A 25,494-nucleotide genomic window follows, 5' to 3' on the forward strand; every position below is an offset into this window, starting at 1 on the left:
CGTCACGCCCGGCCGCTGCACGGCCGGCACGCGCCGCGCCCGGCGCTGCGGGCCGGGCACGCGGCCCGCACGCAGGTCCCGCGCGAGCGTCTCGTACCCCGCGGCCACGTCGTCCCAGTCGTACGCGCGGGCCCGTTCCCGCAGCGCCCGCCCCGCGCGTGCGCCGCGACGGGCGAGCGCTCCGCGTCCTCCACCGCGCGGGCCACCCCGCCGGCGTCGGCGACGTGCACGCCGTCGTCCCCGAGCACGTCCCGGTTGAACGAGACGTCCCACGCGACCGTGGCCGTGCCGGCACCGATCGCGCGCAGCAACGAGGGGTTCGTGCCGCCGACCGAGTGCCCGTGCAGGTACGTGCGGGCGTGCGCGTAGAGCTGGTCCAGCAGCGGCGCGTCCCACACCCCGCCCACGAGCCGCACCCGGGGGTCGTCGCCCGCGGCGGCGCGCACCCGGGCGGTGTACGCGTCGGCGTACGGGGCGGACCCGACGACCACGAGCGGCAGCCGCGCGGCGCTGGCCACGTAGCCCGCGACGAGCACGTCGACGTGGTTCTCGGGCTCGAACCGCGCGACGACCAGGTGGTAGCCGTCCGGCTCGAGGCCGAGCTCGGGGAGCCGGTCGGCGCCGATGTCGCCCAGCACGGGCGCGCCGTACGTCAGCAGGGTCGTCGGCACCCCGAACTCCTCGGCGTAGTACGCCGCGATGCCCGGGGCGTCCGCGATGAGCGCGTCCGACCAGCGGACGGCCAGCTCCTCGGCCCGGCGGTAGTAGCGCTGCCCCGTGGGCCCCCACTTCGCGCGCTGCCACTCCAGGCCGTCGACGTGCGTGGCGACCGGGACGCGCGCCGCGCGCAGCACCGGCAGCAGCGGGGCGTTCGCGGCGTTGAAGACGAACGCGGCGTCGGGGCGCCGGGCCGCGACCAGGTGCCCGACCGACAGCGCGGTGTGGCTGAGCGTCTCCAGGGACCGCCGCCGCACGGCGGGGACGACCACGCGGCGCATGCCCAGGTGCTCCCGCACGCCCGCGTCCGCCTCGTGGGCACGGCTGTACACGACCACGTCGTGCCCGCGGCGCGCGAGGCGGCGCCCGACCTCCTCGACCGCCGTCTCGAAGCCGCCGTAGCGCGCGGGCACGCCACGGGTGCCGACCATCGCGATGCGCAGCGCACCGCCGTCCCGGCCGCCGGCCGGCACGCCCGCGTCAGTAGGCACCGGCGCCCCGCAGCACGGCCCGTCCGGTCTTCCACAGGATCATGAGGTCCATCGCCACGGACCAGTTGTCGGCGTAGCGCAGGTCGAGGCGCACGGACTCGTCCCAGTCGAGGTCGGACCGACCGCTGACCTGCCACAGCCCCGTGACGCCGGGCTTGACGGCCAGGCGCCGGTGCACCTGGTCCTCGTACGCGTCCACCTCGCGCGCGAGCGGGGGCCGCGGCCCGACGAGCGACATGTCGCCCCGTACGACGTTCCAGAGCTGGGGCAGCTCGTCGACCGAGAACCGGCGCAGCACGCGCCCGACCGGGGTGACCCGCGGGTCCTCGCGCATCTTGAACAGCACACCGGCTCCCTCGTCCGCGGTGCGCAGCGCGGCCAGCTGCTCCTCGGCGTCGGTACGCATCGTGCGCAGCTTCCACATGGTGAAGGGGCGGCCGTCGATGCCGATGCGGGTCTGGCGGAAGAACGCCGGCCCCGGCGACGTCAGCGCCACGGCCGCCGCCGCGACGAGGACCACGGGGAGCACCACGACGCCCAGCAGGGCGGCGAGCGTGACGTCGAGGACGCTCTTCGCGACCAGGCGTCCCCGCGGGGGTCCACCTCGACCTCGAGCAGGGACAGCCCCGCCGTGGGCCGCACGGACAGCCGCGGGCCCGCGACCTCGACGATCCCGGGCGCGACGACGAGGTCGGCCCCCGCCCGGCCGAGGGCCCAGGACAGCCGCCGCAGCGCCTCGCCGCTCAGGACGTTGCCGGTGACGATGACGACCTCGCCCGCCAGGTCGGCGACCACCTGCACCACGTCGGCGACGGCGCCGACGACCGGCACCCCGGCCACGAGCTCCGCCTCGTCGACGGCCGGCAGGCACACGCCGTCCACGCGGAAGCCGTGGTGCGGGGTCGCCGCGAGGTCCGCCACGACGCGGCGCACCGACGCCTGGTCCCCGAGGACGACCGTGCTGCGCATGCCCACCCCGCGCACCCGGCGCTCGTGCAGGCGGCGGCGCAGCGCGTACCGGGCGCAGCACGCGGCGAGCGCCAGGGTGGGCAGGCCGGCGAGGACGGCGAGGCGCGGGACGTCGACGCCGAACGCGAACGCGACGGCCATCGACAGCACCGCCCCCAGGCCCGCGGCGCGCAGCACCGCCTGGAACTCCCCGGGCCCGTCGCCGAGCACGCTGCGGCGGTAGCCGCCGCACGCAGCCACGAGGGCGACGAACGCGGAGGCGGCCAGGCCCGCGACCGCAGCGCGGGAGACCGCGTCGCCGCGGCCGGACAGCACGACGGCCGCCGTGACGAGCGCGGCTCCGGCGTCGAGCGCCGCCGCCGTCAGCGCGTGCCGCAGTCCCACGGCACGCCAGGCGCGTTCCCGGGACGCCTCGTCCGTGTTGAACGGGGTGCTCCGCCGCTCGAAGGGCTCACGCGAGGCCCACGAGCGACGCGGACCGAGCGCCGGCGCGCGGCGTTCCGCCCCGTCCTCGGACGACACCTCGCCGCGGTCTGCCGTCAGCGTCACAGGTCCTCCCCCCGGCGGATCGATACGTGACACGCCTCGGCACCTCCCGGAAGGGGTGCGCGTCGTCGGCGTCCCCCGAAGGGTAGGAGCGGCCGTGCGCCCGCTTCATCATGTTCCGTCCGATTTCACCCGGCATCTGGTGTTCTCACCCTGTTCACCCGGTGGTCGCACACGGCGCGCACCGCCCCGCGGGCCGCTGCGCCACGGCGTGAGAGGCGGGTCGCAGGCGCGCCGGCAGGACGCGCGCACCGGTACCCCGGTGCGCCCAGGGCGACCTCGGCAGCGCGCCGAGAGCGACGTCGGGCACGACGGGAGCGACGTCGGGCGCGACGGGAGCGACGTCGGCAGTGGCGTCGAGAGCGGCGCGGAGATCAGCTCCGGCCTGCGGGCACCACCGGTCCGGCCCTGCGGGACGACGTCGTCCGACCGCGCCGGACCGACCGCCGTGCACGGCGGCGCGGATGACGCCGCAGGTCAGCGAGACAATGCCCGTTTCACCCCTTTGTCACGACGGGTGAGGGAGTGGGTGAATACTGGTGATACGTATCACCGATATGACCGGTTCATGCCCCACGTTGTCCCGGTTTGGCCTAGTCTCCGGCGGCCCGATCCGGCTTATAGCGTGCAAATCGGGCACTGATCGCCCTCTTCACGAACGAGTGAACGCTTCCTAGCATGGTGTCAGCGCCGCAGCCGGGTCCGGCTGCCCAGGGCACTCCTCGAGAAATGCAGAGCGGCATTCGCCTGCATTTTGTGACCCTGCCCACATCCTCCACACGCCTCGGAGCCACTTCCCCATGCACTCGTTCTTCCGCAGCACGCGCGGACCCGTCCGGGCCGTCGCTGCCGCCGCGGTGACGGCCGGTGTGGTCGTCGTCCTGTCCCCCACCGCCGCCACCGCCGTCCCCCGGCAGGAGTGGCCCGTCCTCGCCGCCGACGCCTTCTCCCGCACCACGCCCGGTGCGTGGGGTTCCGCGGACGCGGGCGGCGCCTGGACCCACAACGGTCCCGCCAGCAGCTACACCGTCGCCGGTGGGGTCGGCTCGCTCGTCGTCCCCCGCGCGGGCTCGACGATCCAGTCGACGCTGGCCACGGTGGCGTCCACCGACACCGACGTCTCCCTGACCGTCGCCGCCGACAAGGCGATGACCGGCTCCGGCGCCCACATCGGGGTCACCGCCCGCCGCGTCGGGTCGCAGGAGTACGGCGCCAAGCTCCGTCTCCTCGCGGACGGCACGGCGACGATCGCGCTCGTCGACGCCGGCACCGTGCTGCCGGGCGTCGCGCTGCCGGGCACCGTCGCGCCGGGCGAGCGGATCGCCGTGCGCGTGCAGGCCTCGGGCACCTCCCCGACCACGCTGCGCGCCAAGGCCTGGCGCGCCGGCCAGGCCGAGCCGGCCGACTGGACCGTCTCCGCGACCAGCACCACCGCCGCGCTGCAGGCACCCGGCGCCGTCGGCGTCGGGGCCTACCTCGCGGGCAACGTCACGAACGCCCCCGTCGCGTTCGGGTTCGACGACCTGCGCGTCACCACCGCGAACCCCGTCGTCGTGCCGAACACGGCGCCGGTCGCCGCGATCGACGCCGCGACCGCCCGCAAGAGCCTCGTCGCGCGCGTCGACGGCTCCCGCTCGAGCGACGCCGACGGCGCCGTGAGCGCGTGGGCGTGGGACTTCGGCGACGGCGCCACGGCGAGCGGCCGCTCGGCCGAGCACGCCTACGCGACCCCCGGCACCTACACCGTGACGCTCACGGTGACGGACGACGAGGGCGCGACGGCCACGACGACGCGCCCCGTCACCGTGACGGCGCCGAACGTCGCGCCGACCGCCGCGTTCGCGGCGCCCGTGGTCGACGGCCTCACCGCGTCGGTCGACGCGGGCGCCTCGGCCGACGCCGACGGCACGGTCGCCGCCTACGCGTGGGACTTCGGCGACGGCACCACCGCCACGGGCGCCACCGCGCGCCACACCTGGAAGACCGGCGGCAGCTACCCCGTCCGGCTCACGGTGACCGACGACGACGGCGCCACCGCCACCGCGTCGCGCACCGTCACGGTGGCCGCCCCGGCACCGGCGCCCACCGCCACCACGGGCGCGTCGGCGACGACGATCGTGCGCGACACCTTCGCGACCGCGCGCACGAGCGGCTGGGGCACGGCGCAGACCGGTGGCACCTGGACGCACGCCGGCACGGCCTCGGACTACAAGGTCGCCTCCGGCGCGGCCACGCAGACCATCACGAAGGCGGGCTCCTCCCGCACCTCGTCGCTCACCTCCGTCTCGTCGAAGGCGATCGACCTGGCGGTCACGACGAGCGTGGACAAGGCGCAGACCGGGACCGGCACGTACGTGTCGGTGATCGGGCGCCAGGTCGGCACGGCCGCCTACTCCGCGCGCCTGCGCTACCTCGAGGACGGCACCGTCCAGCTCGCCGCCATGCGCGGCTCCACCGCGCTGAGCACCGCGGACCTGGGTGCGGTGTCGCCCGGGACGCAGCTGCGGGTCCGCCTGCAGGTGACCGGCACGTCGCCGACCACGGTCCAGGCCCGCGCCTGGCGCACGGGCACGACCGAGCCCACGACGTGGCAGGTCACGGCGAAGGACTCCGACGCCGCGCTGCAGAAGGCCGGTTCGGTCGCCCTGAGCTCCTACCTGTCCGGCAGCGTGACCAACGCCCCGATGACCGTCTCCTACCGCGACCTGGTCGCCACCACGCCGGGCAGCACGACGCCCGCGCCGGCACCCGCCCCCGCCCCCGCCCCCGACAAGACGGTCGCCACGGGACGGCCGAACGCCGACAACACCGGCGTCCCGGCGGGCACGACGTTCAGCAAGGTGCACGAGGGCAACCTCGTCATCACCCAGCCCGGCACCGTCATCGACGGGTGGGACATCCGCGGCTACGTCACGGTCAAGGCGAGCAACGTCGTCATCCGCAACTCCTACATCCGCGGCACGGCGACCCCGCAGGCGGCCGACCTGGTGCGCGTGCAGGGTGACGCCTACTCCCTGACGATCGAGGACTCCACGCTGATCCCGCAGACGATGTCCGCGAACCAGGACGGCGTGAAGGGCTGGAACTTCACCCTGCGGCGCGTCGAGATCGCGAAGGTCATCGACCCGGTCCACATCCACGGCAGCAACGTGCTCGTCGAGCGGTCGTGGCTGCACGACAACGCGCACTACGAGAAGGACCCGAACTGGAACGGGACGCCGAGCCACGACGACTCGATCCAGCTCCAGAAGGGCAGCAACATCACGATCCGTGACAACACGATCGAGGGCTCGCACAACGCGGCGCTCATGCTGACCCAGGACGCGGGCGCGGTGTCGAAGGTCGCGGTCACGGGCAACTTCATCGACGGCGGCGCGTGCACGATCAACATCAAGAACGCGTCGATCGGCGCCCCCACGGGCGTGACGATCGCCGGCAACACGTTCGGCCGCAACACGCAGTACAAGAACTGCTCGGTGCGCGTCCCGACGAGCTACGCGCTCGACATGCGCGACAACGTCTACCCCGACGGGGTGGCCGTGAAGCGCACGAACATCTGAGCACCGCTCCACCCACGCGCCGCGGGGCGTCGGACCACCCGGTCCGGCGCCCCGCGGCGTCCGTTGCGCCCGATATGCTCCGCCTGCCGCCGAGGGGGAGGAGCACCGCGTGGCGCTGACCTGGGTGACGCCCGTCTTCGAGGCGGAGGTCCCGCTGCTGCACCTGCAGGCGCGCTCGCTCGCCCGGCACGTGCCGGCGCACGACGTCGCGGACGTGGTGGTGCTGGACAACACGGCGCGCGGGCTGCGGCAACGGGACCGCGCCGCGCTGCTCGACGCCTACGGCGCGCACGCCGCCCGCGTCCGGCTGCTGCGTCCCACCGACGTGTGCCCGGTGCCGCGCGCCTCGGGCTGGCGACGGCAGCAGGCGCTGAAGCTGGCGGTCGCGCGGTCGGTGGCGACGGCGCACTACGTGGTCCTCGACGCGAAGAACCACCTGGTGGCACCGCCCGCCGCGACGGCGTTCGTGACCGCCGACGGACGCGCACGCGTGCGCGGCTACGGCTACCGCGACCACCCCCTGCGTCCGGCGTTCACCCACGTGCTGACGCACCTCGGGCTCGACCCCGACGCGCACGTCGACCGGTTCGCGGCGACGGTCACGCCGTTCGTGCTCGACACCGCGGTCGTGCGTGCGCTCCTGCACGAGGTCGAGCAGGAGAGCGGCCGCCCGTTCGCCCACGCCTTCGTCGCGGCGGACCTCACGGAGTTCTTCCTCTACGCGGGGTGGGTCGCCCGGCGCGACGGGACGCTCGCCCGCGTCATGGAGCTCACCGACGAGCCGAGCGCGACGGTCTGGCCGCGCGCCGCCACCGCGGACGGCGTGCGGGCCACCCTGGCGACCGTGGCGTCCCACGACCTGCCGGTGCTCGGGGTGCACCGCAACGCCGTGCCCCGCCTCGACCCGGCGGCGCGGCGCGCGCTCGCGACGTTCTGGGCCGAGCGGGACCTCGTGGACAGCGCCGCGGACGGTGTCGCGCTGCTCGAGCGCATGGCGCGCCGGCACGCCGTCGAGCGCCGGCGTCAGCAGGTGCGGGACGTGGTGCCGCGTGCGCTCGCGCTCGCCCGCCGCGCCCGCACGGCGCGGCGCGGCGCCGCCGCCTGACGACGCGGCGGCACCGCCCCGCCGGCGCGGGAGGTCAGGCCTTCGTGTGGAACCGCTGCTGCGCGGCCTCGAGGCCCTCCAGCACGACGGCCTCGACCGCGTCGGCCGCACGGTCGACGAGCCAGGGCAGGTCCTTGCGCTCCGTCGCGCTGAAGTCGCGCAGCACGAAGTCCGCGGGGTCCATGCGCCCCGGCGGACGTCCGACACCGACGCGCACGCGGACGTAGTCCTTCGTGCCGAGCGCCTTCGTGGTGTCGCGCAGCCCGTTGTGGCCGCCCTCGCCGCCGCCCTTCTTCAGGCGCACGTCGGCGAAGGGGATGTCGAGCTCGTCGTGCACGAGCACGACGCGCTCCGGCGGCACGCCGAGGTACTTCGCGAGGCCCGCGACGGGCCCCCCGACTCGTTCATGTAGGTGGTCGGCTTGGCGAGCAGCACGCGCGGCCCGGGCACCCCGCCCGGTCCGGTCCCGAGGCGCACCTCGGCGGTCGTCGCCTGCGGCCGCCGGCCGAGCGAGCCGACGCGGCCGCCGAACGAGGTCCGGGCGCGCGCCGCCAGCTCGTCGAGCACCATCTGCCCGACGTTGTGCCGGTTGCCGGCGTACCGGTCACCGGGGTTGCCGAGGCCGACGACGAGCCAGGGTCCGTCGGTCATGGGGGTGTCCTCCGTGGGGTCGTGCAGGGACGCGGACGCGCCGACGCCCGGCACCGTCGGACGGTACCGGGCGTCGGGCGGACGGTGCGGGGTCTCAGCCCTCGGAGGCCGACGCGGCCGACTGCTCCGCGGCGGCGGCGTCCGCGGCCAGGTCGTCCGCCGTGGCCTGCGGCTCGGAGATCGCGACGACGACCTGCTCGGCGTCGCTCATCAGCGTGGAGCCCTCGGGCAGGACGACCTGCCCGGCCGTGACGGACGAGCCGGCGGCGAGACCGTCGATCGTGACCTCGACGGACGACGGCAGCTTCGTGGCGTCGGCCTCGAGCGACAGCGTCTGGGTCTCCACGACGTGGATGGTGCCCGGGGCGGACTCGCCGGTCACCACGACCGGGACGTCGACCGAGACCATCTCGCCGCGGCGGACGACCAGCAGGTCGACGTGCTCGATGACCTGGCGGACGACGTCGCGCTGGACGTCCTTGACGATCGCGAGCGTCGTCTCGCCGTCGAGGTCGATCTCGAACAGCGCGTTCGTGTGCTTGAGCGCCAGCATCGTGTCGTGGCCCGGGAGGGCGACGTGCACGGGCTGCGTGCCGTGGCCGTAGAGGACGGCGGGGATCTGGTGGGCGCGGCGCAGGCGGCGGGCGGCGCCCTTGCCGAACTCCGTGCGGGCGGTGGCGGCGAGCTTGACGTCGGACACTGCAACTCCTCGTGCGTGGACGTGGCGCACCACGCCGGGGAGGGCGGGCGCGCGATGTGTACGGGCGGACGGACTGGGGGCCGGCGGAGCCGGCCGGATCGGGCACGGGGCCCGGTGGCCTCGACGCGGGACGCAGGACGGGCACGCGGAGGCGGGTCCACCCAGTCGATCACGGAGCCGGGGGCCGTTGCGGGAGTGGTGCTTCCGCCGACCGTCCGTCGTCCCTCGCCGAGGCAACCTGAGGAGTCTACCCGGCCCGACCGGGTGCGCAGGACACGGGCCGGGCCGGACGCGCGACGCCCCGGCACCCGCGGTCCGAGGACCGGTGGTGCCGGGGCGTCGTGGGGCCCGCGTCGGGGACGGCGGTCAGGCGTTGCCGTCGAACAGGGAGGTCACGGAGCCGTCGTCGAAGACCTCGCGGATGGCGCGCGCCAGCAGCGGCGCGATCGACAGCACCGTGAGCTGCGGGAAGCGGCGCTCCTCCGCGACGGGCAGCGTGTCCGTGATGATCACCTCGCGCGCGCCGCACGACTGCAGCCGCTCGATCGCGGGGTCCGAGAGCACGCCGTGGGTCGCCGCCACGATGACGTCCTTCGCGCCCGCCTCGAGCACGACCCGGACCGCGCCGGCGATGGTGCCCGCCGTGTCGATGAGGTCGTCGACGATGACGCAGGAGCGCCCCTCGACGTCGCCCACGACGCGGTTCGCGACCGCCTTGTTGGGGCTGTGGATGTCCCGCGTCTTGTGCACGAACGCCAGCGGGCCGCCCCCGAGCTTCGCCGCCCACTGCTCGGCGACGCGGATGCGGCCGGCGTCCGGCGAGACGACGGTGACGTTCGACGTGTCGACGCGGGTGCGCACGTACTCGACGAGGATCGGCTGCGCCCACAGGTGGTCGACCGGCCCGTCGAAGAAGCCCTGGGTCTGCGCGGCGTGCAGGTCGACGCTCATGATCCGGTCGGCGCCGGCCGTCAGGAACAGGTCCGCCATGAGGCGGGCCGAGATCGGCTCGCGGCCGCGGTGCTTCTTGTCCTGCCGGGCGTAGCCGTAGAACGGCGCGATCACGGTGATCGTCTTCGCCGAGGCGCGCTTCATCGCGTCGACCATGAGCAGCTGCTCCATGATCCACTGGTTGATCGGCGCGCAGTGCGACTGCAGGACGAACGCGTCCGCACCGCGGACGGACTCCCCGAACCGGACGTAGATCTCGCCGTTGGCGAAGTCGTAGGCCGTGGTCGGCAGGAGCTCGACGCCGAGGTGCTCGGCGACGTCCTGCGCGAGCTCGGGGTGCGCGCGCCCGGACGCGAGGACCAGGCGCTTCTCGCCGTCCGTGGTGGTGATCCCGGTCATCGCGTCGTTCCCTCGTCCGTCGTCGTGCTGCCCGTCGCAGCGTCGTCCGCGAGCCGGGCGGGCTGCCCCGGCAGGTCCGGCGGCGGCGTGACGGGCGTACCCGCCGCGGCCGCGCGCTCGCGCTCGGCGCGCGCCTGCGGGGACAGCGCCCCGACGTCCAGCGTCCCGCGTGCCCGGGCGGCGGCCTCCGCCGCCGGGGTCCCGGCACGCGAGCGCTGCACCCAGCCCTCGATGTTGCGCTGCGAGCCGGCGCTGACGGCGAGCGCGCCCGGCGGCACGTCGCGCCGGACCACGGTCCCGGCGCCCGTGTAGGCGCCGTCGCCCACGACCACCGGCGCGACGAACATGTTGTCCGAGCCCGTCCGGGCGTAGGAGCCGATCACCGTGCGGTGCTTGTTCACGCCGTCGTAGTTGACGGTCACGGACGCGGCCCCGATGTTCGAGTGCTCGCCGATCGTCGCGTCGCCCACGTAGGACAGGTGCGGGATCTTCGACCCCGTGCCGATCTGCGCGTTCTTCGTCTCGACGAAGGTGCCGATCTTGCCGCCGGCACCGAGCTCCGTGCCCGGCCGCAGGTAGGCGAACGGACCGACCGTCGCCCCCTCGCCGATGACCGCGTGCGAGCCGTGCGTGCGCACGACGGTCGCGCCCGGGCCCACCTCGACGTCGGTGAGCGTGGTGTCGGGGCCGACCGTGGCGCCCTCGGCGACGCGCGTCGCGCCGTGCAGCTGCGTGTTGGGCAGCAGGGTCACGTCGCGCTCGAGCTCGACGTCGACGTCGACCCACGTGGTGCTGGGGTCCACGACCGTCACGCCCGCGCGCATCCAGTCCTCGAGCAGGCGGCGGTTCAGCTCGGCGCGCAGCACCGCGAGCTGCACGCGGTCGTTGACGCCCTCGACGCTCATCGCGTCGTCCGTGCGCAGTGCGCGCACGTGGCCGCCGTCGGCCCGCGCGATCGCGAGCACGTCCGTCAGGTAGACCTCGCCCTGCGCGTTGTCGCGGCCCAGGCGCGCGAGCGCGGCCCGCAGCACGGCGGCGTCGAACACGTACACCGAGGTGTTGATCTCGGTGATCGCGCGCTGCTCGTCGTCGGCGTCCTTCTCCTCGACGATGCCGAGCACGTCGCCCGTGCCCGGCTCGCGCAGGATGCGGCCGTAGCCCGTGGGCTCGGCGACCTCGGTGGTCAGCACCGTGACGGCGTTGCCGTCGGCGGCGTGCGCCGCGAGCAGCTCGCCGAGCGTGCCGGCGTCCAGCAGCGGCACGTCGCCCGCGACGACGACGACGGCGCCGTCGAGCACCGAGTCGGCGGCGGACCCGCCGTCCGCGTCCGCGGCCTCCCCCGCGACCTGCGCGACGGCCGCCTGCGCGGCGGCGTCGAGCGCCGTCATCGCGACCTGGACCGCGCGGCCGGTGCCCGGCACGTCGTCCTGGTCCACGAGCAGCGCCCCGGGGTCGACCTCGAGCACGTGCGCGGCGACGCGCTCGCGCTCGTGCCGGACGACCACGGCGACCCGCTCGGGCTCGAGGGCCCGCGCCGTGGCGAGCGCGTGGCCCACCATGGAGCGGCCGGCGAGCGTGTGCAGGACCTTCGGTGTTGCCGAGCGCATCCGTGTGCCCTCACCCGCTGCGAGGACGATGACGGCTGCGGGGCGGGGGACGTCCACCAGTGGGTGCTCCTCGCGTCGTGCCCGGGAACGGGCCGGGTCGTCGTGCGTCACTGGGACTCTACCGCCGCGCGCGGGGCGCTCCGGCGGCTGCCGCGCAGGACGCCGCCGGGCCCGTGGGGCGACCGCGTGGGCGCGGTCGCCGCCCCCGAGGAGCCCGCACGCTGCACCGACGCGGCTGACGACGGCAGGATCACTGCGCCCGTTGGCACGTCTGCCACTCCCCGGCGGACGGTCCCCCGCACGAGCCTGTGGCCATGCTCACGCTGCTCGCCCTCGCCGTCGTCGCGGCGGTCGCCGCCGCCGCGGTCCTGGTCCTGGCGTCGGCCGCCGGTGGGCCGCCCGCCGGGCACCGGCGGCACGAGCCGTCGTGCCGCGGAGCGGAGGTCTGCGGCTGCCGCACCGACGCCTGACGGGCGGGTCGTGCGGGCGGGTCGTGTGGGCGCGCGGCGGGCGGGACGGACCGACGGGACCCGGCGGACGAGGTGGCGTCAGGACGGGTCGGGTCCGGGCAGGTCGTCGTGGTCACCGCGCGTCCACGCGGCGTGCCGCTCGCGACGGCCGTCCGGGCTCCGCCCCCAGGATTCGAACCTGGACCGCGAGGCTCCAAAGGCCTGCGTGCTGCCGTTACACCAGGGCGGACCGGCCGCCCAGTCTGCCAGTGCCGCACGGCACAATGGGCGCCATGGCCTCGGAGAGCAAGCGCAGCCCCCGCTCGCGGATGACGGGGGTGCAGCGCCGGGCCCAGCTGCTGGACGTCTCGCGCAAGCTCTTCGCCGAGAAGGGCTTCGACAACACGAGCGTCGAGGAGATCGCGGCTCGCGCCGAGGTGTCCAAGCCGGTGGTGTACGAGCACTTCGGCGGCAAGGAGGGCGTCTACGCCGTCGTCGTGGACCGGGAGATCCAGGCCCTGACGGGGGCGCTCACCGGCGCTCTGGAGGGCGGCGGGCACCCCAAGGTGCTGGTCGAGCGCACCGCGCTCGCGCTGCTGTCGTACATCGAGACGTCCGAGGACGGCTTCCGCATCCTCGTGCGCGACTCCCCCGTCGCGCAGGCCACGGGCACGTTCTCCAGCCTCATCGGCGACGTCGCGACGCAGGTGGAGCACCTGCTCGCCGACCAGTTCACCAAGCAGGGCCTCGACCGGCGGACCGCCCCGATCTACGCGCAGATGCTCGTCGGGATGGTGGCCCTGACCGGGCAGTGGTGGCTCGACGCGCGCAGCCCCAAGAAGGCCGACGTCGCGGCGCACCTGGTGAACCTCGCCTGGAACGGCCTGTCCGGCCTCGAGCGGCGGCCGTCGCTCACGAAGCCCACCGACGTGCGCGCCGCCGCGCGACCGTAGGTCGGCCCCCGCGCCCCGGCACGGGCACGCCGCCGCGGCGACTACCCTTCGTCCATGGCCGAGACCGACCTTGGCCGCGCGCCCCAGGACGAGGTCGACCGCATCGTGCTCGCGTGGGAGCGGGAGCGGCCCGACCTCGACGTGCGACCCCTCACGGTGCTCTCGCGCGTCAGCCGCCTCGCGCGCCACCTCGACCTCGCCCGCCGCGGCGCGTTCGCCCGGCACGGGCTCGAGACGTGGGAGTTCGACGTGCTCGCGGCCCTGCGCCGCGCAGGCGCGCCCTACCGCCTGTCCCCCGGCGCGCTGCTCACGCAGACGCTCGTGACGAGCGGGACGATGACCAACCGCATCGACCGGCTCGCCGAGCAGGGCCTGGTCGAGCGCCAGCCGTCGCCCGACGACCGGCGCGGGGTGCTGGTGCAGCTCACGCCCGCAGGCCTGCGGCGCGTGGACGAGGCCTTCGCCGACCTGCTCGACGTGGAGCGCGACCTGATCGGCGACCTGCCCGAGGCCGACCGGGACCGGCTGGCGGACCTGCTGCGGGACGTGCTCACGCTCTTCGACCGCTCGTGACCTCCCGGGCGCGGCACGCCGCCGGCGGGCGGTGCTCGCCGCGCTGCTGCTCGTCGCGCTGAACATGCGCGGACCCATCACGGCGCTCGCGCCGGTCGTCGACCTCGTGAGCGGCGACCTCGCGCTGACCCCGGCCGCCGCGGGGCTGCTCACGGGCGTGCCCGTGCTGTGCTTCGCGGCCGTGACCCCGCTCGCCGCGGTCGCCCTCTCCCGCGCCGGCACGACGCGCATGCTGGCCGCGGCGCTGCTCGCGATCCTCGCCGGCACGCTGCTGCGCTCGTTCGGCGGGACGGCCGGTGCCTTCGCCGGCACGGTCGTGCTCGGCGCGGCGATCACCGTGTGCAACGTCGGGGTGCCGCTCGTCATCGGACGCGACTTCCCGACCCGGGTCCCGCGCGTCATGGGCCTGTACTCCGCGGTGATGAACGGGGGCGCCGCGCTCACGACGCTCGGCACGGCCCCGCTGGCGGCGCTCGTGGGGTGGCGCTGGGCGCTGGCCGCCTGGGGCCTGCTCGTCGTCGTCGCGCTCGCCGTGTGGACGCGCGTGCACCTGCGCGCGTCGGCCCCCGCGGCGCGCGAGCCCCGGGTGCCGGTCGCCGACGAGGCCGTGCCCGACGCCTCCGTACCGGTGACCGCCGCGTCCGCACCCGTCCCCTCCGTGCTGCGCCGCCCCGTCACGTGGCTGCTCGTCGTGGCGTTCGCGGGGCAGTCCGCCGGGTACATGGGCCTGACGGCGTGGCTGCCGTCCGTGCTGCGCGACGAGGCCGGCCTGACCCGGGCGGGCGCGGGCGTGGGGGCGGCGCTGTTCCAGGTGCTCGGCGTCGTCGGCAGTCTCGTCGTCCCGCCGCTGCTGGCGCGCGAGCGGGTCGCACCGCGCGCCGTCGTCGTCACGATCGCCGCGTGCTGGCTGAGCCTGCCGCTGGGCCTCCTGCTCGCACCCGCCGGCTGGGCCGCGTGGTCGACGCTCGCGGGGCTGGCGCAGGCCGCGAACTTCGTCGTCGTGTTCACGGTCGTCGCCACGGTCGCGGGCTCCCCCGCCGCGGCGCGGCGCATGTCCGCGACCGTGCAGACCGTCGGCTACTCCGTGGCCGCCGTCACCCCGAGTGCGCTCGGGGCCGTGCACGACGCCACGGGCGGCTGGGCGGCGCCGCTGCTCGTCGTCGCGGGCCTGCTGACCATGATGGCCGTGGCGCACACGACCGCCGTCGGGGCGCTGCGCCGCGGCTGAGCCCGTGCCGCCGCGGGAGACGTCAGTCGGGCGGCTCGAGCAGGGCGGCGAGCCGGTCGAGCCGCTGCTCGGCGGGCAGGCGGTGCCGGTCCAGCCAGCGCAGCGCGGGACGGACCGCGTCCGGCACGAGCTGGTACGTGCGCACCCGCCCCGTCTTCGCCGAGGTGACCACGCCCGCCTGCTCGAGCACGCCGAGGTGCTGGGTGACCGCCGGCAGGGACATGGGCAGGGGCTCGGCGAGCGTGCTCACGGACGCGGGACCCTGGGCGAGCCGTTCGACGAGGGCGCGGCGCGTGCCGTCGGACAGCGCCGCGAACAGCCGGTCGAGGTCGCGCCCGGGGTCGTTCGCGCCGTCCCCGGCGTCGGCCCGCACGGGGCTCACCCCACGACCTCGGCGGCCTCCAGCCACGCCGCCTCGAGCTCCTCGCGCTCGGCGGCGAGGGCGCGCAGCTCCGCGTCGAGCGCGAGCACGGCCTGGTGGTCGGTCGCCTGGGCGGCCATCCGGTCGTGCAGGTCGGCCTCGAGCGCGGCGATGCGCTCGAGGCGCCGCTCGATGCGCGTCACCTCCTTGCGCGCGGCGCGCACGTCGGCGGCGGACGGGCCGGACGACGCGTCCGCCGCCGGCTCCGCGGTCGGCCGCGCGTCGCCGCCGTCCCCCGCGAGCGCCGCGGCACGCCGCTCGAGGTACTCCTCCACGCCGCCCGGCAGGTCCCGCACCTGCCCGTCCCCGAGCAGCGCCACCTGCCGGTCGCAGACGCGCTCGAGCAGGTAGCGGTCGTGCGAGACGACGACCAGCGTGCCCGGCCAGCCGTCGAGCAGGTCCTCGACGGCCGCGAGCGTGTCGGTGTCGAGGTCGTTGGTCGGCTCGTCGAGCAGGAGCACGTTCGGCTCGCCGACGAGCAGGCGCAGCAGCTGCAGTCGGCGGCGCTCGCCGCCCGACAGGTCGCGCACCGGGGTGCGGGCGCGCTCGCGGCTGAACCCGAGCCGCTCGACGAGCTGCGCGGCGGTGAGCTCCTTGCCGCCGACGACGGTGGTGCGGCGCTCGCGCTCGACCGCCTCGGTCACCCGCAGGTCGGCGACCTCGTCCAGGTCCTCGACGTCCTGGCGCAGCTCGGCGACCTGCACCGTCTTGCCCCGCTTGACGCGGCCGGACGTCGGCTCGGCGCGGCCGGTCAGCAGACGCAGGAGCGTGGACTTGCCCGCGCCGTTGACGCCGACGACGCCGTACCGGTCGCCCGGGCCGAGCCGCCACGTGACGTGGTCGAGCAGCACCCGGCCGTCGGGCAGCGCGTACGTGACGTCCTCGAGGTCGAGCACGTCCTTGCCGAGCCGGGCCGTGGCGGTGCGGGCCAGCTCGAGCGAGTCGCGCGGGGGCGGCTCGTCGGCGATGAGCGCCGCGGCCGCGTCGAGCCGGAACCGGGGCTTCGACGTGCGCGCGGGTGCGCCGCGGCGCAGCCACGCGAGCTCCTTGCGCAGCAGGTTCTGCCGCTTCGTCTCCGCGGTGGCGGCCTGCTGCGCGCGCTCGGCGCGCGCCAGGACGTACGCGGCGTACCCGCCCTCGTACTGGTCCACGACGCCGTCGTGCACCTCCCACGTGCGCGTGCAGACCGCGTCGAGGAACCACCGGTCGTGCGTGACGACGACGAGCGCACCGGAGCCGCGCGCGTACCGCTCGCGCAGGTGCGCGGCGAGCCACGCGACCCCCTCGACGTCGAGGTGGTTCGTCGGCTCGTCGAGCACGAGGACCTCGTCGTCGCGCACGAGCAGCGCCGCCAGCGCGACGCGGCGGCGCTGCCCGCCGGAGAGCGTGGCCAGGTCGGCCCCCGGGTCGACGTCCGCGAGCAGCCCCGCGTGCACCGAGCGGATGCGCGGGTCCGACGCCCACTCGTGCGCGTCGGCGGTGCCGTGCACGGCCTGCAGCACCGTGCCGGAACCCAGGTCGTCGCGCTGGTCGAGCAGGGCGACCCGCGTGCCGCCCGCACGTGTCACGCGCCCGTCGTCGGGGCTCTGGCGCCCCGAGAGGACCCGCAGCAGGGTCGACTTGCCGGCGCCGTTGGGGCCGACGACCCCGATGCGCTGGCCGTCGTCGACCCCGAGGCTGACGCCGTCGAGGAGGGTGCGGGTGCCGAGCGTGAGGCGGACGCGGTCCGCGCCGAGCAGATGAGCCATCGTGGGCTCATCCTCCCAGGTGCACCGCCAGCGCGTCGAAGATGCCTCGCGTCCCCTCCTCGCGTCCCTCGGCCGTGTCGTGCCCGTCCAGGTGGACGCCCTGCTCGGTGTACCGCAGGTGCGTGCGGTCGCCGTCGGCCTCGAGCTCGTACGTCGCGACGGAGGTGGAGATGTGGTGGCCGTCGAGCCACATGTCGTACGTGAGGACGAACCGCTCGTGCTCGACGACGTCGGTGTAGGTCGCGACGTAGCGGCTGACGGGCCCGCCGTGGAACGCGCCCTCGTCCACGGCCGTGCCGCCGACCCGGAAGTCGTCGCTCTCCTCCGTCTTCTCCCAGCCGTCGCCCGCGCCGAACCAGGCGCGCTTCTGCTCGAGGTCGGCGAACGCCTGCCACACGCGCGCGACGGGCGCGTCGAACGTGCGCTCGACGACGAACGTCGCGTGGGCGACGGAACGGGGGCGGGTCTGCGTCGTACCGGTCATCGCGTCCTCCTGGTCCGGCCCGACGCGGACGGCCGGGCCAATACTTAGGCGTTCGCTTAAGTATTGGCCCGGCCGTCGAGCGCGGTCAAGAGGTCAGGCGTCGACCGAGCGGGCCAGCGCCTCGCGGACCGCGACGCGACCGCCCATGCGCAGCACCGACCGCTCGTACACCCGTGCCGCGAGCGCGGTGATCGCGGCCGTCGCCGCGACGAGGACCACGAGCGCGACGAGCGGCTCCCACCAGGACGCCTCGTTGAGGAAGAGGCGCACCGGCATGCCCACCGGCGCCGTGAACGGCACGTACGACATGATCCGCAGCACCAGCTCGTTGTCGTTGAAGAACACCACGAGGAAGTACGGCACCATCGTCAGCCAGATCGCCGGCTGCAGGACCGACCCGGTGTCCTCGACCCGGGAGACGAGCGACGCGCTCGCCGCGAAGATGCCCGCCAGCAGGACGAACCCGATCGCGAAGAAGACGACGAACCACGCCAGCGGCATCCCGATGAGGGTGAGCACGTCGTCCTGCCCCGTGACCACGAGGCCCAGCACGGCCACCGCCGCGATCGCCGCCGTCTGCCCGAGCGCCACCGCCGAGTTGCCGAGGATCTTGCCCGCGAGCAGGGCCCGGGCCGGCACGGCGGACAGCAGGATCTCGACGATGCGGGACTGCTTCTCCGTCACCGTGTTCTGCGCGATCATCGAGCCCGAGCCGATGACGGACGTCATGAACACCAGGCCGAACGCGAACGTGATGATGTAGCGCAGGCCCTCGTCGGCGGGGGCCGGGTCCAGCAGCTCCACCTCCGGCGTGACCGTCAGCGCCTGGACCACCGCGTCCGGCGCGGAGTCGAGCGCGAGCACCTGGACCCCGAGCGGCTCCGCACCCGGGACGACCGCCGCGTCGACGTCACCCGCGCGGACGGCCTCCTCGGCCGCCGCCCGGTCCGTCACCTCCGTGACCTCGAGCCGCTCGGCGCCCGCGACGACGTCGGCGACCGACGCGACGACGGCGACCGGCGTCGCGCCCGGCTCGCGGTCGCTCATCAGCCCGCTGATGACGATGCCGGCGAGGATCGCGACGAGCAGCACGGCCGTCGAGATGAGGAACGACTTCGAGCGCACCTGCGACGTGATCTCGCGCTCGGCGACCAGCAGGGTCGCGCGCCCGAGCGACGGCGACTGCGGGGCGGGGTGCGACCTGGGCGTGCTCATCGGACGGCCTCCATGTCCTGCGTGCGGCCGGCGTCCGCCGGCTCCTCGTCGGTGATGACCTCACGGAAGATCTCCGCGAGGGAGGGGCGCAGCGGCGCGAACGAGTGCACCGGGCCCCGGCTCAGCGCCTCGCGCAGCACGCGCTGCGCCGTGACCTCGTCCGCCTCGAACACCGCCGACCCGGCGGCGAGCTCGTCGACGCGGACGCCGGGCTCGTCGCGCAGCCAGCCCATGTCGCCGGCGACGACGATCTCGTGCCGCTCGCTGGCGTGGGCCTGCCGCAGCTCCTCGCGGGAGCCCGCGGCGCGGATGCGGCCGCCGGCGATGATGACGAGGTCGTCGCACAGGCGCTCCACGACGTCCAGCTGGTGCGAGGAGAACAGCACCGGGACGCCGCTGGCGGCACGCTCGGCGAGGACGCCCTGCACGACCTCGACCGCCATCGGGTCGAGCCCGCTGAACGGCTCGTCCAGCACCAGGACCTCGGGGTCGTGCACGAGGGCCGCCGCGACCTGGGCGCGCTGCTGGTTGCCCAGCGAGAGGTTCTCGACCGGGTCGTCGGCGCGCTCGGTCAGGCCCAGCCGGTCGATCAGGTCGTGCGCGCGGTCCGCCGCGGACGCCTTGTCGAACCCGTGCAGCCGCGCCAGGTACGTCAGCTGCTCGGCCAGCTTCATCTTCGGGTAGAGCCCGCGCTCCTCCGGCATGTACCCGAACCGCGCCCGGCGCGCACCGTCGAGCGGCCGGCCGTCCATCAGGACCGTGCCCGCGTGCGCCGCCAGGACGCCGAGGATGATCCGCATCGTCGTCGTCTTGCCGGCGCCGTTGCCGCCCACGAACCCGGTGAGCCGGCCACGACCCACCGTGAAGCTCACGTCGTCGAGCACGCGCCGGTCCCCGAACGACCTGCTCACGCCCTGCAGCTCGAGCATCGCCATCCCTCCTCGCCCGTCCGGCGCCGTGCCGGACCACCTGGTGTCGAACCTAGGCGGCGAGGGGGTGCGCGGGCCTCGGGCCCGCGGCCGATCCTGCGGCTCGTCCCCGGGACGGAGCCGGGACGCGTGAGGAGGGTGCGGCTCAGCCCACGAGGCCGTGCTCGTGCGCGTACACGACCGCCTGGACGCGGTCGCGCAGGCCGAGCTTGGCGAGCACGTTCGAGACGTGGGTCTTGACGGTCGCCCGGCTCACGACGAGCTCGGCCGCGATCTCGTCGTTGTTCAGGCCGCGGGCGACGAGCACGAGGACCTCGGTCTCCCGCTCGGTCAGCGGGACGAGGGGCGCGGACGTCGCCGGTGCGGGCGGCCGCGCGTCCACCGCTCGGGCGATGACCGCGCGCGTGACCTCGGGCGCCAGCAGGCCCTCCCCCGCGGCGGCGCTGAGCACCGCCTCGTGCAGCTGCTCCGGCCGCGACGTCTTCAGCAGGTAGCCGACCGCACCGGCACGCAGCGCCTCGAGCAGGTAGTCCTCCCGGTTGAACGTCGTCAGCACGACCACCGCCGCGTGCACGTCCGGGTCGGCGACGATGCGCCGCGTCGCCTCCAGCCCGTCCATGTCCGGCATCTGCACGTCCATGCACACCACGTCCGGACGCGTCGCCCGGACGACCTCGAGCGCCTCGGTCCCGGTGCTCGCCTCGCCGACGACCTCCAGGTCCGGGTGGGCCGAGAGGATCGTCCCGATGCCGGCGCGCAGCAGCGCCTGGTCGTCCACGAGCACGACCCGCACGCGCTCACCCATCACCCGTCACCCGTCCCGTCGTCGTCGTACCCGCCGCCACGCCCGCCCCTGTGCCACCCGCCTCCGTGCCGGCCACCGGGGCGCCGTCGGACCCGGCGACCGGCACGCGCACCCGCACGAGGAAGCCGCCGCGCCGCAGACGCCCCACCTCGAGCGTCCCGCCGTCGGACGCGACGCGTTCCCGCATGCCCACCAGACCCATCCCGGTCGACGGCACGACGCCCGAGCGGCGGCCGGTCCCGCCGTCGTCGGACACCTCGAGCTCCACCTCGCCCGGGAGCCAGCGCAGCCGCACGTCCACGCGCGCACCCTGCCCGGCGTGCTTGCGCGCGTTCGTCAGCGCCTCCTGCGCGATGCGGTAGAGGTTGAGCGACGTCAGCGGTGACAGCCGCGCCGCGTCCCCGACCTCCTGGTACGTCACGTGCAGACCCGCCGCGCGCGCCTGCTCGACCAGCTCGGGCAGCCGGGCGACGTCGAGCGAGGCGAGGGCCTCGGACGGCGCGCTGGCCGGCACCGGCTCGCCCGCGACCGCGGCCGCCCCCTCGCGCAGCGTGCCCAGCAGGCCCTGCAGCTCGGCGACCGCGTCGCGGGCCGACTCCTCGACGTGCCCCAGCGCGGCCGCGGCGCGCGCGGGGTCCGTGCCGAGCACCGTCCGGGCGGCGGCCGCCTGCACGCCCATGAGCGACACGTGGTGCGCGACCGCGTCGTGCAGCTCGCGGGCGATGCGCAGCCGCTCGAGCGCGACCGCCTGCGCCTCGGCGCGCACGCGCTCGACCTGCAGCAGCCGCGTGCGCCACGCGGTCCGCTCGCGCTCGCGCGCCGACGTCCACGCGTGCTCCCCGAACCACCAGGAGCCCGCGAAGTACAGCAGGTTCGTGAGCAGCTGGATGAGCATGTACGCGACGAAGGGCGAGAACGCGCCGGCGCGGTCCAGGCCCAGGTCCTCGTCCGGGTCGGTCGCCGCGAGGAAGATCGACACGAGCAGCCACGTGAACATCGCGACGACGACCACGGCGCGCACCCAGAACGCGCGGGCGCGCGACCGCTCCCACGCACCGACCGTGTACAGCGCCATGAACAGCGCGATGTTGCTGAAGAGCTGCTCGGGGACCAGCAGGTACTGGGCGACGATGAACGCCGCACCCACCGCGACCGCCACGGCGCTCGGCCACCGGCGGCGGACCGTCAGCGGCAGCGTCTGCAGCGCCAGCAGCAGCACGGACAGCCAGCCCGCGGCCGGGTCGGGCACCAGCCCCGTGACGCGCCACATGACCGAGCTGAGGATCGCCCCGACGAACAGCGCCACGCCGAGCACGACGTCCCAGCGCAGCTCGTCGTCCGTCGGCGGACGGCGGTGCCAGCCCGGGGTGTCGGGGTCCTGCGCCGCCGCGACGGCGTGCGTCGGCGTGCCCGGCACCCGGGTGCCGGCGGGGACCACGACCACCCGTCAGTCACCCGCCCCGACGACGCGGGCGCCGGGCACCGGTCCGGACGCCGTGAGGACCCGGTCGGCCACCCCCGAGGCGGTGAAGGCGGCCGCGATCGCGAGCGCGTGCTGGCGGCTGCGCGCGAGCGCCGCCACGGTGGGTCCGGAGCCCGAGACGACGACGCCGAGCGCACCCGCGTCGGTCGCCACCGCGAGCGGCTCGGCGAGGCCCGGGTCGAGCTCGAGGGCGGCCGGCTCCAGGTCGTTGTGCAGCGCGGCCCCGAGCGCGGCGGCGTCGCCGGCCAGCAGCGCCTGCATGAGCGGCACGTCGTCCTCGTCCGTCAGCGGACCGGCGGCGGGACCGCGCAGCTCGTCGAGCTCGCGGTAGACGTCGGCCGTGGGCAGGCCGCGGTCCTGCACCGCGAACGCCCAGTGGAACTCGCCCCGGCTCAGCGCGGGCGTGAGCAGGTGGCCGCGGCCGGTCCCGACGGCGGTGTGGCCGACCAGCGCGAACGGCACGTCGGAGCCGAGCTCGGCGGCGATCGCCACGAGCTCGTCCCGCGACAGGCCCGTGCCCCACAGCTGGTCGCACGCGAGCAGCGCCGCGGCGGCGTCGGCGGAGCCGCCGGCCATGCCGCCGGCGACGGGCACGCCCTTGACGAGGTGCAGGTGCGCGGCGTCGTCGACACCGGCGTGCGCCGCCACCGCGCGCGCGGCACGCAGGGCGAGGTTGGACTCGTCGGTGGGGACGGCACCCGCCTGCGGCCCCTCGGCGCTGACCCGGAAGTCCTCCGCCGGACGGGCGACGACCTCCTCGTAGACGCTCACCGCCTGGAAGACCGTCGAGACCGGGTGGTAGCCGTCCGCGCCGAGCGGGCCCACGCGCAGGGAGAGGTTCACCTTCCCGGGCGCGCGCACGCGCACCGCGCGCTCGGGCAGGTCGTCCACGCCGCTCACCGTCACGGTGCCACTGTGCCAGGTCGCCCCACGACCGGCCGCTCGGCGGCGAGCGCCTCGGCCACGCGGGCGAACGCGGTGACGTCGAGCTGCTCGCCGCGGGCCTGCGGGTCCAGGCCCGCGGCGCGCAGCGCCTGCTCGGCCGCGGCGGACGAGCCCGCGAGGCCGGCGAGCGCCGAGCGCAGCATCTTGCGCCGCTGCGCGAACGCCGCGTCGACGACGGCGAAGACGTCCCGGCGTGCGACGGTGGTGGTCGGCGGCTCCCGCCGGTCGAGCCGGACGAGCGCCGAGTCCACGTTCGGCACGGGCCAGAACACCGCGCGTCCCACGGTCGCCGTGCGCCGGGCAGCGGCGTACCAGGCGGCCTTCACCGACGGCACCCCGTACGTGCGGCTGCCCGGCGGCGCGGCGAGCCGGTCGGCGACCTCGGCCTGCACCATGACGAGGGCGCGCTCGAGCGCGTCGAAGCGCTCGAGGAACGTGAGCAGCACCGGCACCGAGACGTTGTAGGGCAGGTTCGCCACGAGCGCGGTCGGCGCGGGCGCGGGCAGCGTGGTCACGTCGAGCGCGTCGGCGGTCAGCACGGTCAGCCGGTCGCGGCCGTCGGCGTCGGTGAGGCGGACCTCGCGCACGGTGCCGTCGTCCCGCACGGGCCCGACCGTGAGCCCCGGCATGTGCGCGGCCACGGTCGAGGGCAGCAGGCCGGCGAGCACCGGGTCGATCTCGACCGCGACCACGTCCGCACCGGCCTCGAGCAGCCCGAGCGTGAGCGAGCCCAGGCCGGGACCGACCTCGACGACACGCTCGCCCGGGCGCACGTCCGCCTGCCGCACGATCTTGCGGACGGTGCCCGCGTCGAGCACGAAGTTCTGCCCGAGGGTCTTGGTCGGGCGCACACCGGCGCGCTCGGCGAGGGCCCGGATCTCGGCGGGCCCGAGGAGCGCGACGTCGGCTGGCACGGGACCGAGCCTAACGAGCGCACCGGCCGGCCCCGACCGGGGGCGGGCGGCCGGCCCTCGGTCGGTGCCCGTCGGGGCGCCGACGCACCGCGGCCCCGCCCCCGGGAACGGGGACGGGGCCGCGGCGGGACGCGGGGGCGTCAGCTGAACAGGTTCTTGCCGCAGTGCGGCCACTGCCCGGCGCCCGAGCGGTTGTAGAGCATCTTGGCGCGCGCCGTCTGCTCCTCCGCGGACGCCTGCGACGGCAGTCCGGCACCGCCGACCGACTGCCAGGTGGCGACGGAGAACTGGTACAGGCCGTGGTACTTGCCGGTCGACGACACGGCGTCGACGCGGCCGCCGGACTCGCACTTCGCCAGCGCGGCCCAGTTGAGCGAGTCGGCGCTGCCGCCGGCCGCGATCGGGCCGGGCGCGGCGCTCGCGGCGCTCGCGGCGGGGGCCGCGGGACGGGCGGCGGGCTTCGGCGCGGGCCGCGCCTTCGTGCCGACCGCGACGACCTCCTCGACGGGCGCCTGCGTGACGCCGTCCGAGACGGGGACGCGGGCCTCCTCGACGCCGTCGACCGTGGTCACGCGCTCGACGACCGTGCGCACGCCCGGCACGCCGGCCTGGGCCACGGCGCGCTCGCCGGTGTAGCGGGCCGGGTCCTCCTGCGTGCGGGACGTGAACGGCACCTCGTGCGTCGTCGTCACGTCCTGCACGACGACGCGCCGGACGAGCACGTCCACGCGGCCGTCGTCGCCGCGCACGACCTGCACGCGGTCGAGCGGCGTGAGCGTGACGCCGAGCTCGGCGAGCACGTCGGCCACCGTGGCGTCGGCGTCCGGCACGGTGAGCACGGTGCCGTCGACGTGCACCTCGGCCGGGCCGCGCAGGGCCAGGTCGAGGTCCAGCTCGGGACGGCCGTCCGCGGCCGAGCGCGACGCGACGAGCGCGACGCTCGCCGCGCGGGACTCGAGCGTCTCGAGCGCCTCCTCGGCGGACAGCGCGGTCGTCCACACGACCTGCTCCTCGCCGTCCAGCTGCACGGTCACCGAGGTGGCGTGCCGGACGACGACCTCGAGGCCGTCGGTGAGCGCGCCGGATGCCGAGACGGTGTCGCGCGGGCCGACCGTCACGTCCTGGTCCTCGAGCAGGCCCTCGACGGAGCCGGCGAACGTCGACACCTCACGGGTCGTGCCGTCGACGTCGAGCAGGACGCTCTTGTGGGCGTGGGCGTACCCGGCGGTGCCGGCACCGACGACGAGCGCGGCGGCCGCACCCGTGACGACGAGCCAGCGCCGGCGGCGCGGGGCTCCCGCGGTGGCGGTGGTGGTGGCGGTGGGCCGGTCGTCGCCGGCCTCGTCCGCGACGACCGGGGTGGGCGCCGTGGTGGCGGAACGGGCCGTCGGACCCTGCTCCGGTCCGGGGTCGGGGGCGGTGACCGCCGCGGTGGGGGCGGACTCCTGCGCGCTGCGCGAGGTCGGACCGAGGAAGCGGGTCGAGAACTGCACGGTGCTCCAGCCGTCGTCGTGCCCGGGCACGGGGAGCGGTGCGCCGCAGGCGCCCGGTGGGCGCGCACGTCCGTGCGCCTGGGCAGCACGGGCGGGTCACGACCCCACCGGCCCGGATCCCCGATCCGGCCGTCAGGCGACCACCGGTGCGGCCGCTC

Annotated in this window: 22 protein-coding genes, 1 tRNA gene and 2 pseudogenes; 6 read left to right on the forward strand and 19 right to left on the reverse strand. The window is 75.7% G+C overall.

Annotated features, from left to right (window positions below; all coding sequences use genetic code 11):
* Window positions 1-2 precede the first annotated feature (2 nt).
* From GC089_RS14230 to GC089_RS14235, 3 genes are read right to left on the reverse strand one after another with little or no spacing between them, the layout of a single operon-like run.
* Complete coding sequence (locus GC089_RS14230; protein ID WP_370514011.1) at window positions 3-1,208, reverse strand: DUF1972 domain-containing protein; 1,206 nt, start codon at window positions 1,206-1,208, stop codon at window positions 3-5.
* Window positions 1,198-1,740, reverse strand: coding sequence for a sugar transferase (locus tag GC089_RS19255; RefSeq protein WP_370514012.1), 543 nt, complete (start codon window positions 1,738-1,740; stop codon window positions 1,198-1,200). The genes GC089_RS14230 and GC089_RS19255 overlap by 11 nt, the downstream gene beginning before the upstream one ends.
* Window positions 1,695-2,726, reverse strand: coding sequence for a hypothetical protein (locus tag GC089_RS14235; protein ID WP_230684830.1), 1,032 nt, complete (start codon window positions 2,724-2,726; stop codon window positions 1,695-1,697). Before GC089_RS14235 ends, GC089_RS19255 begins: the two co-directional genes overlap by 46 nt.
* A 797-nt stretch (window positions 2,727-3,523) precedes the next feature.
* On the opposite strand from GC089_RS14235, the gene GC089_RS14240 reads away from it, so the two are divergent.
* Both GC089_RS14240 and GC089_RS14245 read left to right on the forward strand, forming a co-directional pair.
* Window positions 3,524-6,283, forward strand: coding sequence for a PKD domain-containing protein (locus GC089_RS14240; protein WP_155378207.1), 2,760 nt, complete (start codon window positions 3,524-3,526; stop codon window positions 6,281-6,283).
* 109 nt (window positions 6,284-6,392) lie between these two features.
* Window positions 6,393-7,388: a DUF6492 family protein gene (locus tag GC089_RS14245; RefSeq protein ID WP_155378208.1), complete on the forward strand. Its 996-nt coding sequence runs from the start codon at window positions 6,393-6,395 to the stop codon at window positions 7,386-7,388.
* Window positions 7,389-7,422: 34 nt separating this feature from the next.
* Here GC089_RS14245 and pth read toward each other — a convergent pair.
* From pth to glmU, 4 genes and pseudogenes are all read right to left on the reverse strand, one after another.
* Window positions 7,423-8,039, reverse strand: a pseudogene (pth, locus tag GC089_RS14250) (aminoacyl-tRNA hydrolase).
* 94 nt (window positions 8,040-8,133) lie between these two features.
* Window positions 8,134-8,739 (reverse strand): 50S ribosomal protein L25/general stress protein Ctc, encoded by a 606-nt coding sequence (locus GC089_RS14255; RefSeq protein WP_155378209.1) that lies wholly within the window; start codon window positions 8,737-8,739, stop codon window positions 8,134-8,136.
* Window positions 8,740-9,105: 366 nt separating this feature from the next.
* Window positions 9,106-10,089, reverse strand: coding sequence for a ribose-phosphate diphosphokinase (locus tag GC089_RS14260; protein WP_155378210.1), 984 nt, complete (start codon window positions 10,087-10,089; stop codon window positions 9,106-9,108).
* Window positions 10,086-11,753 carry a bifunctional UDP-N-acetylglucosamine diphosphorylase/glucosamine-1-phosphate N-acetyltransferase GlmU gene (gene glmU, locus GC089_RS14265; protein WP_155378211.1) on the reverse strand — a complete coding sequence of 556 codons (1,668 nt, stop codon included), beginning with the start codon at window positions 11,751-11,753 and terminating at the stop codon, window positions 10,086-10,088. The genes GC089_RS14260 and glmU overlap by 4 nt, the downstream gene beginning before the upstream one ends.
* A gap of 257 nt (window positions 11,754-12,010) precedes the next feature.
* Here glmU and GC089_RS14270 point away from each other — a divergent pair, with 257 nt between their 5' ends.
* Window positions 12,011-12,166 (forward strand): hypothetical protein, encoded by a 156-nt coding sequence (locus GC089_RS14270; RefSeq protein WP_155378212.1) that lies wholly within the window; start codon window positions 12,011-12,013, stop codon window positions 12,164-12,166.
* A 157-nt stretch (window positions 12,167-12,323) separates the two neighbouring features.
* Here the strand turns inward: GC089_RS14270 and GC089_RS14275 are convergent.
* A tRNA-Gln gene (locus tag GC089_RS14275) sits at window positions 12,324-12,395 on the reverse strand.
* Window positions 12,396-12,474: 79 nt separating this feature from the next.
* Between GC089_RS14275 and GC089_RS14280 the strand changes: the two genes are divergently transcribed.
* Genes GC089_RS14280 through GC089_RS14290 form a run of 3 tightly spaced genes read left to right on the forward strand, consistent with a single transcriptional unit; the run spans window position 12,475 to window position 14,899 of the window.
* The gene (locus tag GC089_RS14280; protein WP_155379249.1) at window positions 12,475-13,098 is read left to right on the forward strand and encodes a TetR/AcrR family transcriptional regulator; all 624 of its coding nucleotides are present in this window, start codon (window positions 12,475-12,477) and stop codon (window positions 13,096-13,098) included.
* Window positions 13,099-13,152: 54 nt separating this feature from the next.
* Window positions 13,153-13,671 carry a MarR family winged helix-turn-helix transcriptional regulator gene (locus tag GC089_RS14285; protein ID WP_155378213.1) on the forward strand — a complete coding sequence of 173 codons (519 nt, stop codon included), beginning with the start codon at window positions 13,153-13,155 and terminating at the stop codon, window positions 13,669-13,671.
* 31 nt (window positions 13,672-13,702) lie between these two features.
* On the forward strand, window positions 13,703-14,899 hold the full coding sequence (locus tag GC089_RS14290; RefSeq protein WP_230684831.1) for a CynX/NimT family MFS transporter: 1,197 nt from the start codon (window positions 13,703-13,705) through the stop codon (window positions 14,897-14,899).
* A gap of 22 nt (window positions 14,900-14,921) precedes the next feature.
* Here the strand turns inward: GC089_RS14290 and GC089_RS14295 are convergent, their stop codons facing one another.
* The 11 genes and pseudogenes from GC089_RS14295 to GC089_RS14340 all read right to left on the reverse strand — a co-directional run bounded on the left by GC089_RS14295 (window position 14,922) and on the right by GC089_RS14340 (window position 25,366).
* Complete coding sequence (locus GC089_RS14295; protein ID WP_230684832.1) at window positions 14,922-15,281, reverse strand: helix-turn-helix transcriptional regulator; 360 nt, start codon at window positions 15,279-15,281, stop codon at window positions 14,922-14,924.
* On the reverse strand, window positions 15,278-16,486 hold the full coding sequence (locus GC089_RS14300) for an ATP-binding cassette domain-containing protein (RefSeq protein ID WP_370514117.1): 1,209 nt from the start codon (window positions 16,484-16,486) through the stop codon (window positions 15,278-15,280). Before GC089_RS14300 ends, GC089_RS14295 begins: the two co-directional genes overlap by 4 nt.
* A gap of 116 nt (window positions 16,487-16,602) precedes the next feature.
* Window positions 16,603-17,068: pseudogene (locus GC089_RS20175) on the reverse strand (ATP-binding cassette domain-containing protein); the annotation flags it as partial.
* Between the two features lie 7 nt (window positions 17,069-17,075).
* Entirely contained in the window at window positions 17,076-17,552 is a 477-nt protein-coding gene (locus tag GC089_RS14305; protein WP_155378215.1) for an SRPBCC domain-containing protein, read from the reverse strand.
* A 93-nt stretch (window positions 17,553-17,645) separates the two neighbouring features.
* On the reverse strand, window positions 17,646-18,767 hold the full coding sequence (locus tag GC089_RS14310; RefSeq protein ID WP_155378216.1) for an ABC transporter permease: 1,122 nt from the start codon (window positions 18,765-18,767) through the stop codon (window positions 17,646-17,648).
* Window positions 18,764-19,696, reverse strand: a complete 933-nt coding sequence (locus tag GC089_RS14315) for an ABC transporter ATP-binding protein (protein ID WP_155378217.1) — start codon at window positions 19,694-19,696, stop codon at window positions 18,764-18,766. The genes GC089_RS14310 and GC089_RS14315 overlap by 4 nt, the downstream gene beginning before the upstream one ends.
* 145 nt (window positions 19,697-19,841) lie before the next feature.
* Window positions 19,842-20,501, reverse strand: a complete 660-nt coding sequence (locus GC089_RS14320) for a response regulator transcription factor (protein ID WP_155378218.1) — start codon at window positions 20,499-20,501, stop codon at window positions 19,842-19,844.
* Window positions 20,494-21,945 (reverse strand): sensor histidine kinase, encoded by a 1,452-nt coding sequence (locus GC089_RS14325; protein ID WP_155378219.1) that lies wholly within the window; start codon window positions 21,943-21,945, stop codon window positions 20,494-20,496. The genes GC089_RS14320 and GC089_RS14325 overlap by 8 nt, the downstream gene beginning before the upstream one ends.
* A gap of 3 nt (window positions 21,946-21,948) precedes the next feature.
* Window positions 21,949-22,890 (reverse strand): 4-(cytidine 5'-diphospho)-2-C-methyl-D-erythritol kinase, encoded by a 942-nt coding sequence (locus tag GC089_RS14330; RefSeq protein WP_155378220.1) that lies wholly within the window; start codon window positions 22,888-22,890, stop codon window positions 21,949-21,951.
* Window positions 22,887-23,843, reverse strand: a complete 957-nt coding sequence (rsmA, locus tag GC089_RS14335) for a 16S rRNA (adenine(1518)-N(6)/adenine(1519)-N(6))-dimethyltransferase RsmA (protein ID WP_155378221.1) — start codon at window positions 23,841-23,843, stop codon at window positions 22,887-22,889. The genes GC089_RS14330 and rsmA overlap by 4 nt, the downstream gene beginning before the upstream one ends.
* A 140-nt stretch (window positions 23,844-23,983) precedes the next feature.
* Window positions 23,984-25,366 (reverse strand): resuscitation-promoting factor, encoded by a 1,383-nt coding sequence (locus tag GC089_RS14340; protein ID WP_155378222.1) that lies wholly within the window; start codon window positions 25,364-25,366, stop codon window positions 23,984-23,986.
* Window positions 25,367-25,494: the final 128 nt, after the last annotated feature.

The organism is Cellulomonas sp. JZ18 (assembly GCF_009720485.1).
Taxonomy (GTDB): Bacteria; Actinomycetota; Actinomycetes; order Actinomycetales; family Cellulomonadaceae; genus Cellulomonas.

What these genes read in the sequence shown, in the direction of transcription:
- GC089_RS14310 (WP_155378216.1), bottom strand. Translation starts at nt 18,767, where the DNA reads ATGAGCACGCCCAGGTCGCACCCCGCCCCGCAGTCGCCGTCGCTCGGG.
- GC089_RS14285 (WP_155378213.1), top strand. Translation starts at nt 13,153, where the DNA reads ATGGCCGAGACCGACCTTGGCCGCGCGCCCCAGGACGAGGTCGACCGC.
- GC089_RS14240 (WP_155378207.1), top strand. Translation starts at nt 3,524, where the DNA reads ATGCACTCGTTCTTCCGCAGCACGCGCGGACCCGTCCGGGCCGTCGCT.
- GC089_RS14320 (WP_155378218.1), bottom strand. Translation starts at nt 20,501, where the DNA reads ATGGGTGAGCGCGTGCGGGTCGTGCTCGTGGACGACCAGGCGCTGCTG.
- GC089_RS14260 (WP_155378210.1), bottom strand. Translation starts at nt 10,089, where the DNA reads ATGACCGGGATCACCACCACGGACGGCGAGAAGCGCCTGGTCCTCGCG.
- GC089_RS14315 (WP_155378217.1), bottom strand. Translation starts at nt 19,696, where the DNA reads ATGCTCGAGCTGCAGGGCGTGAGCAGGTCGTTCGGGGACCGGCGCGTG.
- GC089_RS14280 (WP_155379249.1), top strand. Translation starts at nt 12,475, where the DNA reads ATGACGGGGGTGCAGCGCCGGGCCCAGCTGCTGGACGTCTCGCGCAAG.
- GC089_RS14305 (WP_155378215.1), bottom strand. Translation starts at nt 17,552, where the DNA reads ATGACCGGTACGACGCAGACCCGCCCCCGTTCCGTCGCCCACGCGACG.
- GC089_RS14270 (WP_155378212.1), top strand. Translation starts at nt 12,011, where the DNA reads ATGCTCACGCTGCTCGCCCTCGCCGTCGTCGCGGCGGTCGCCGCCGCC.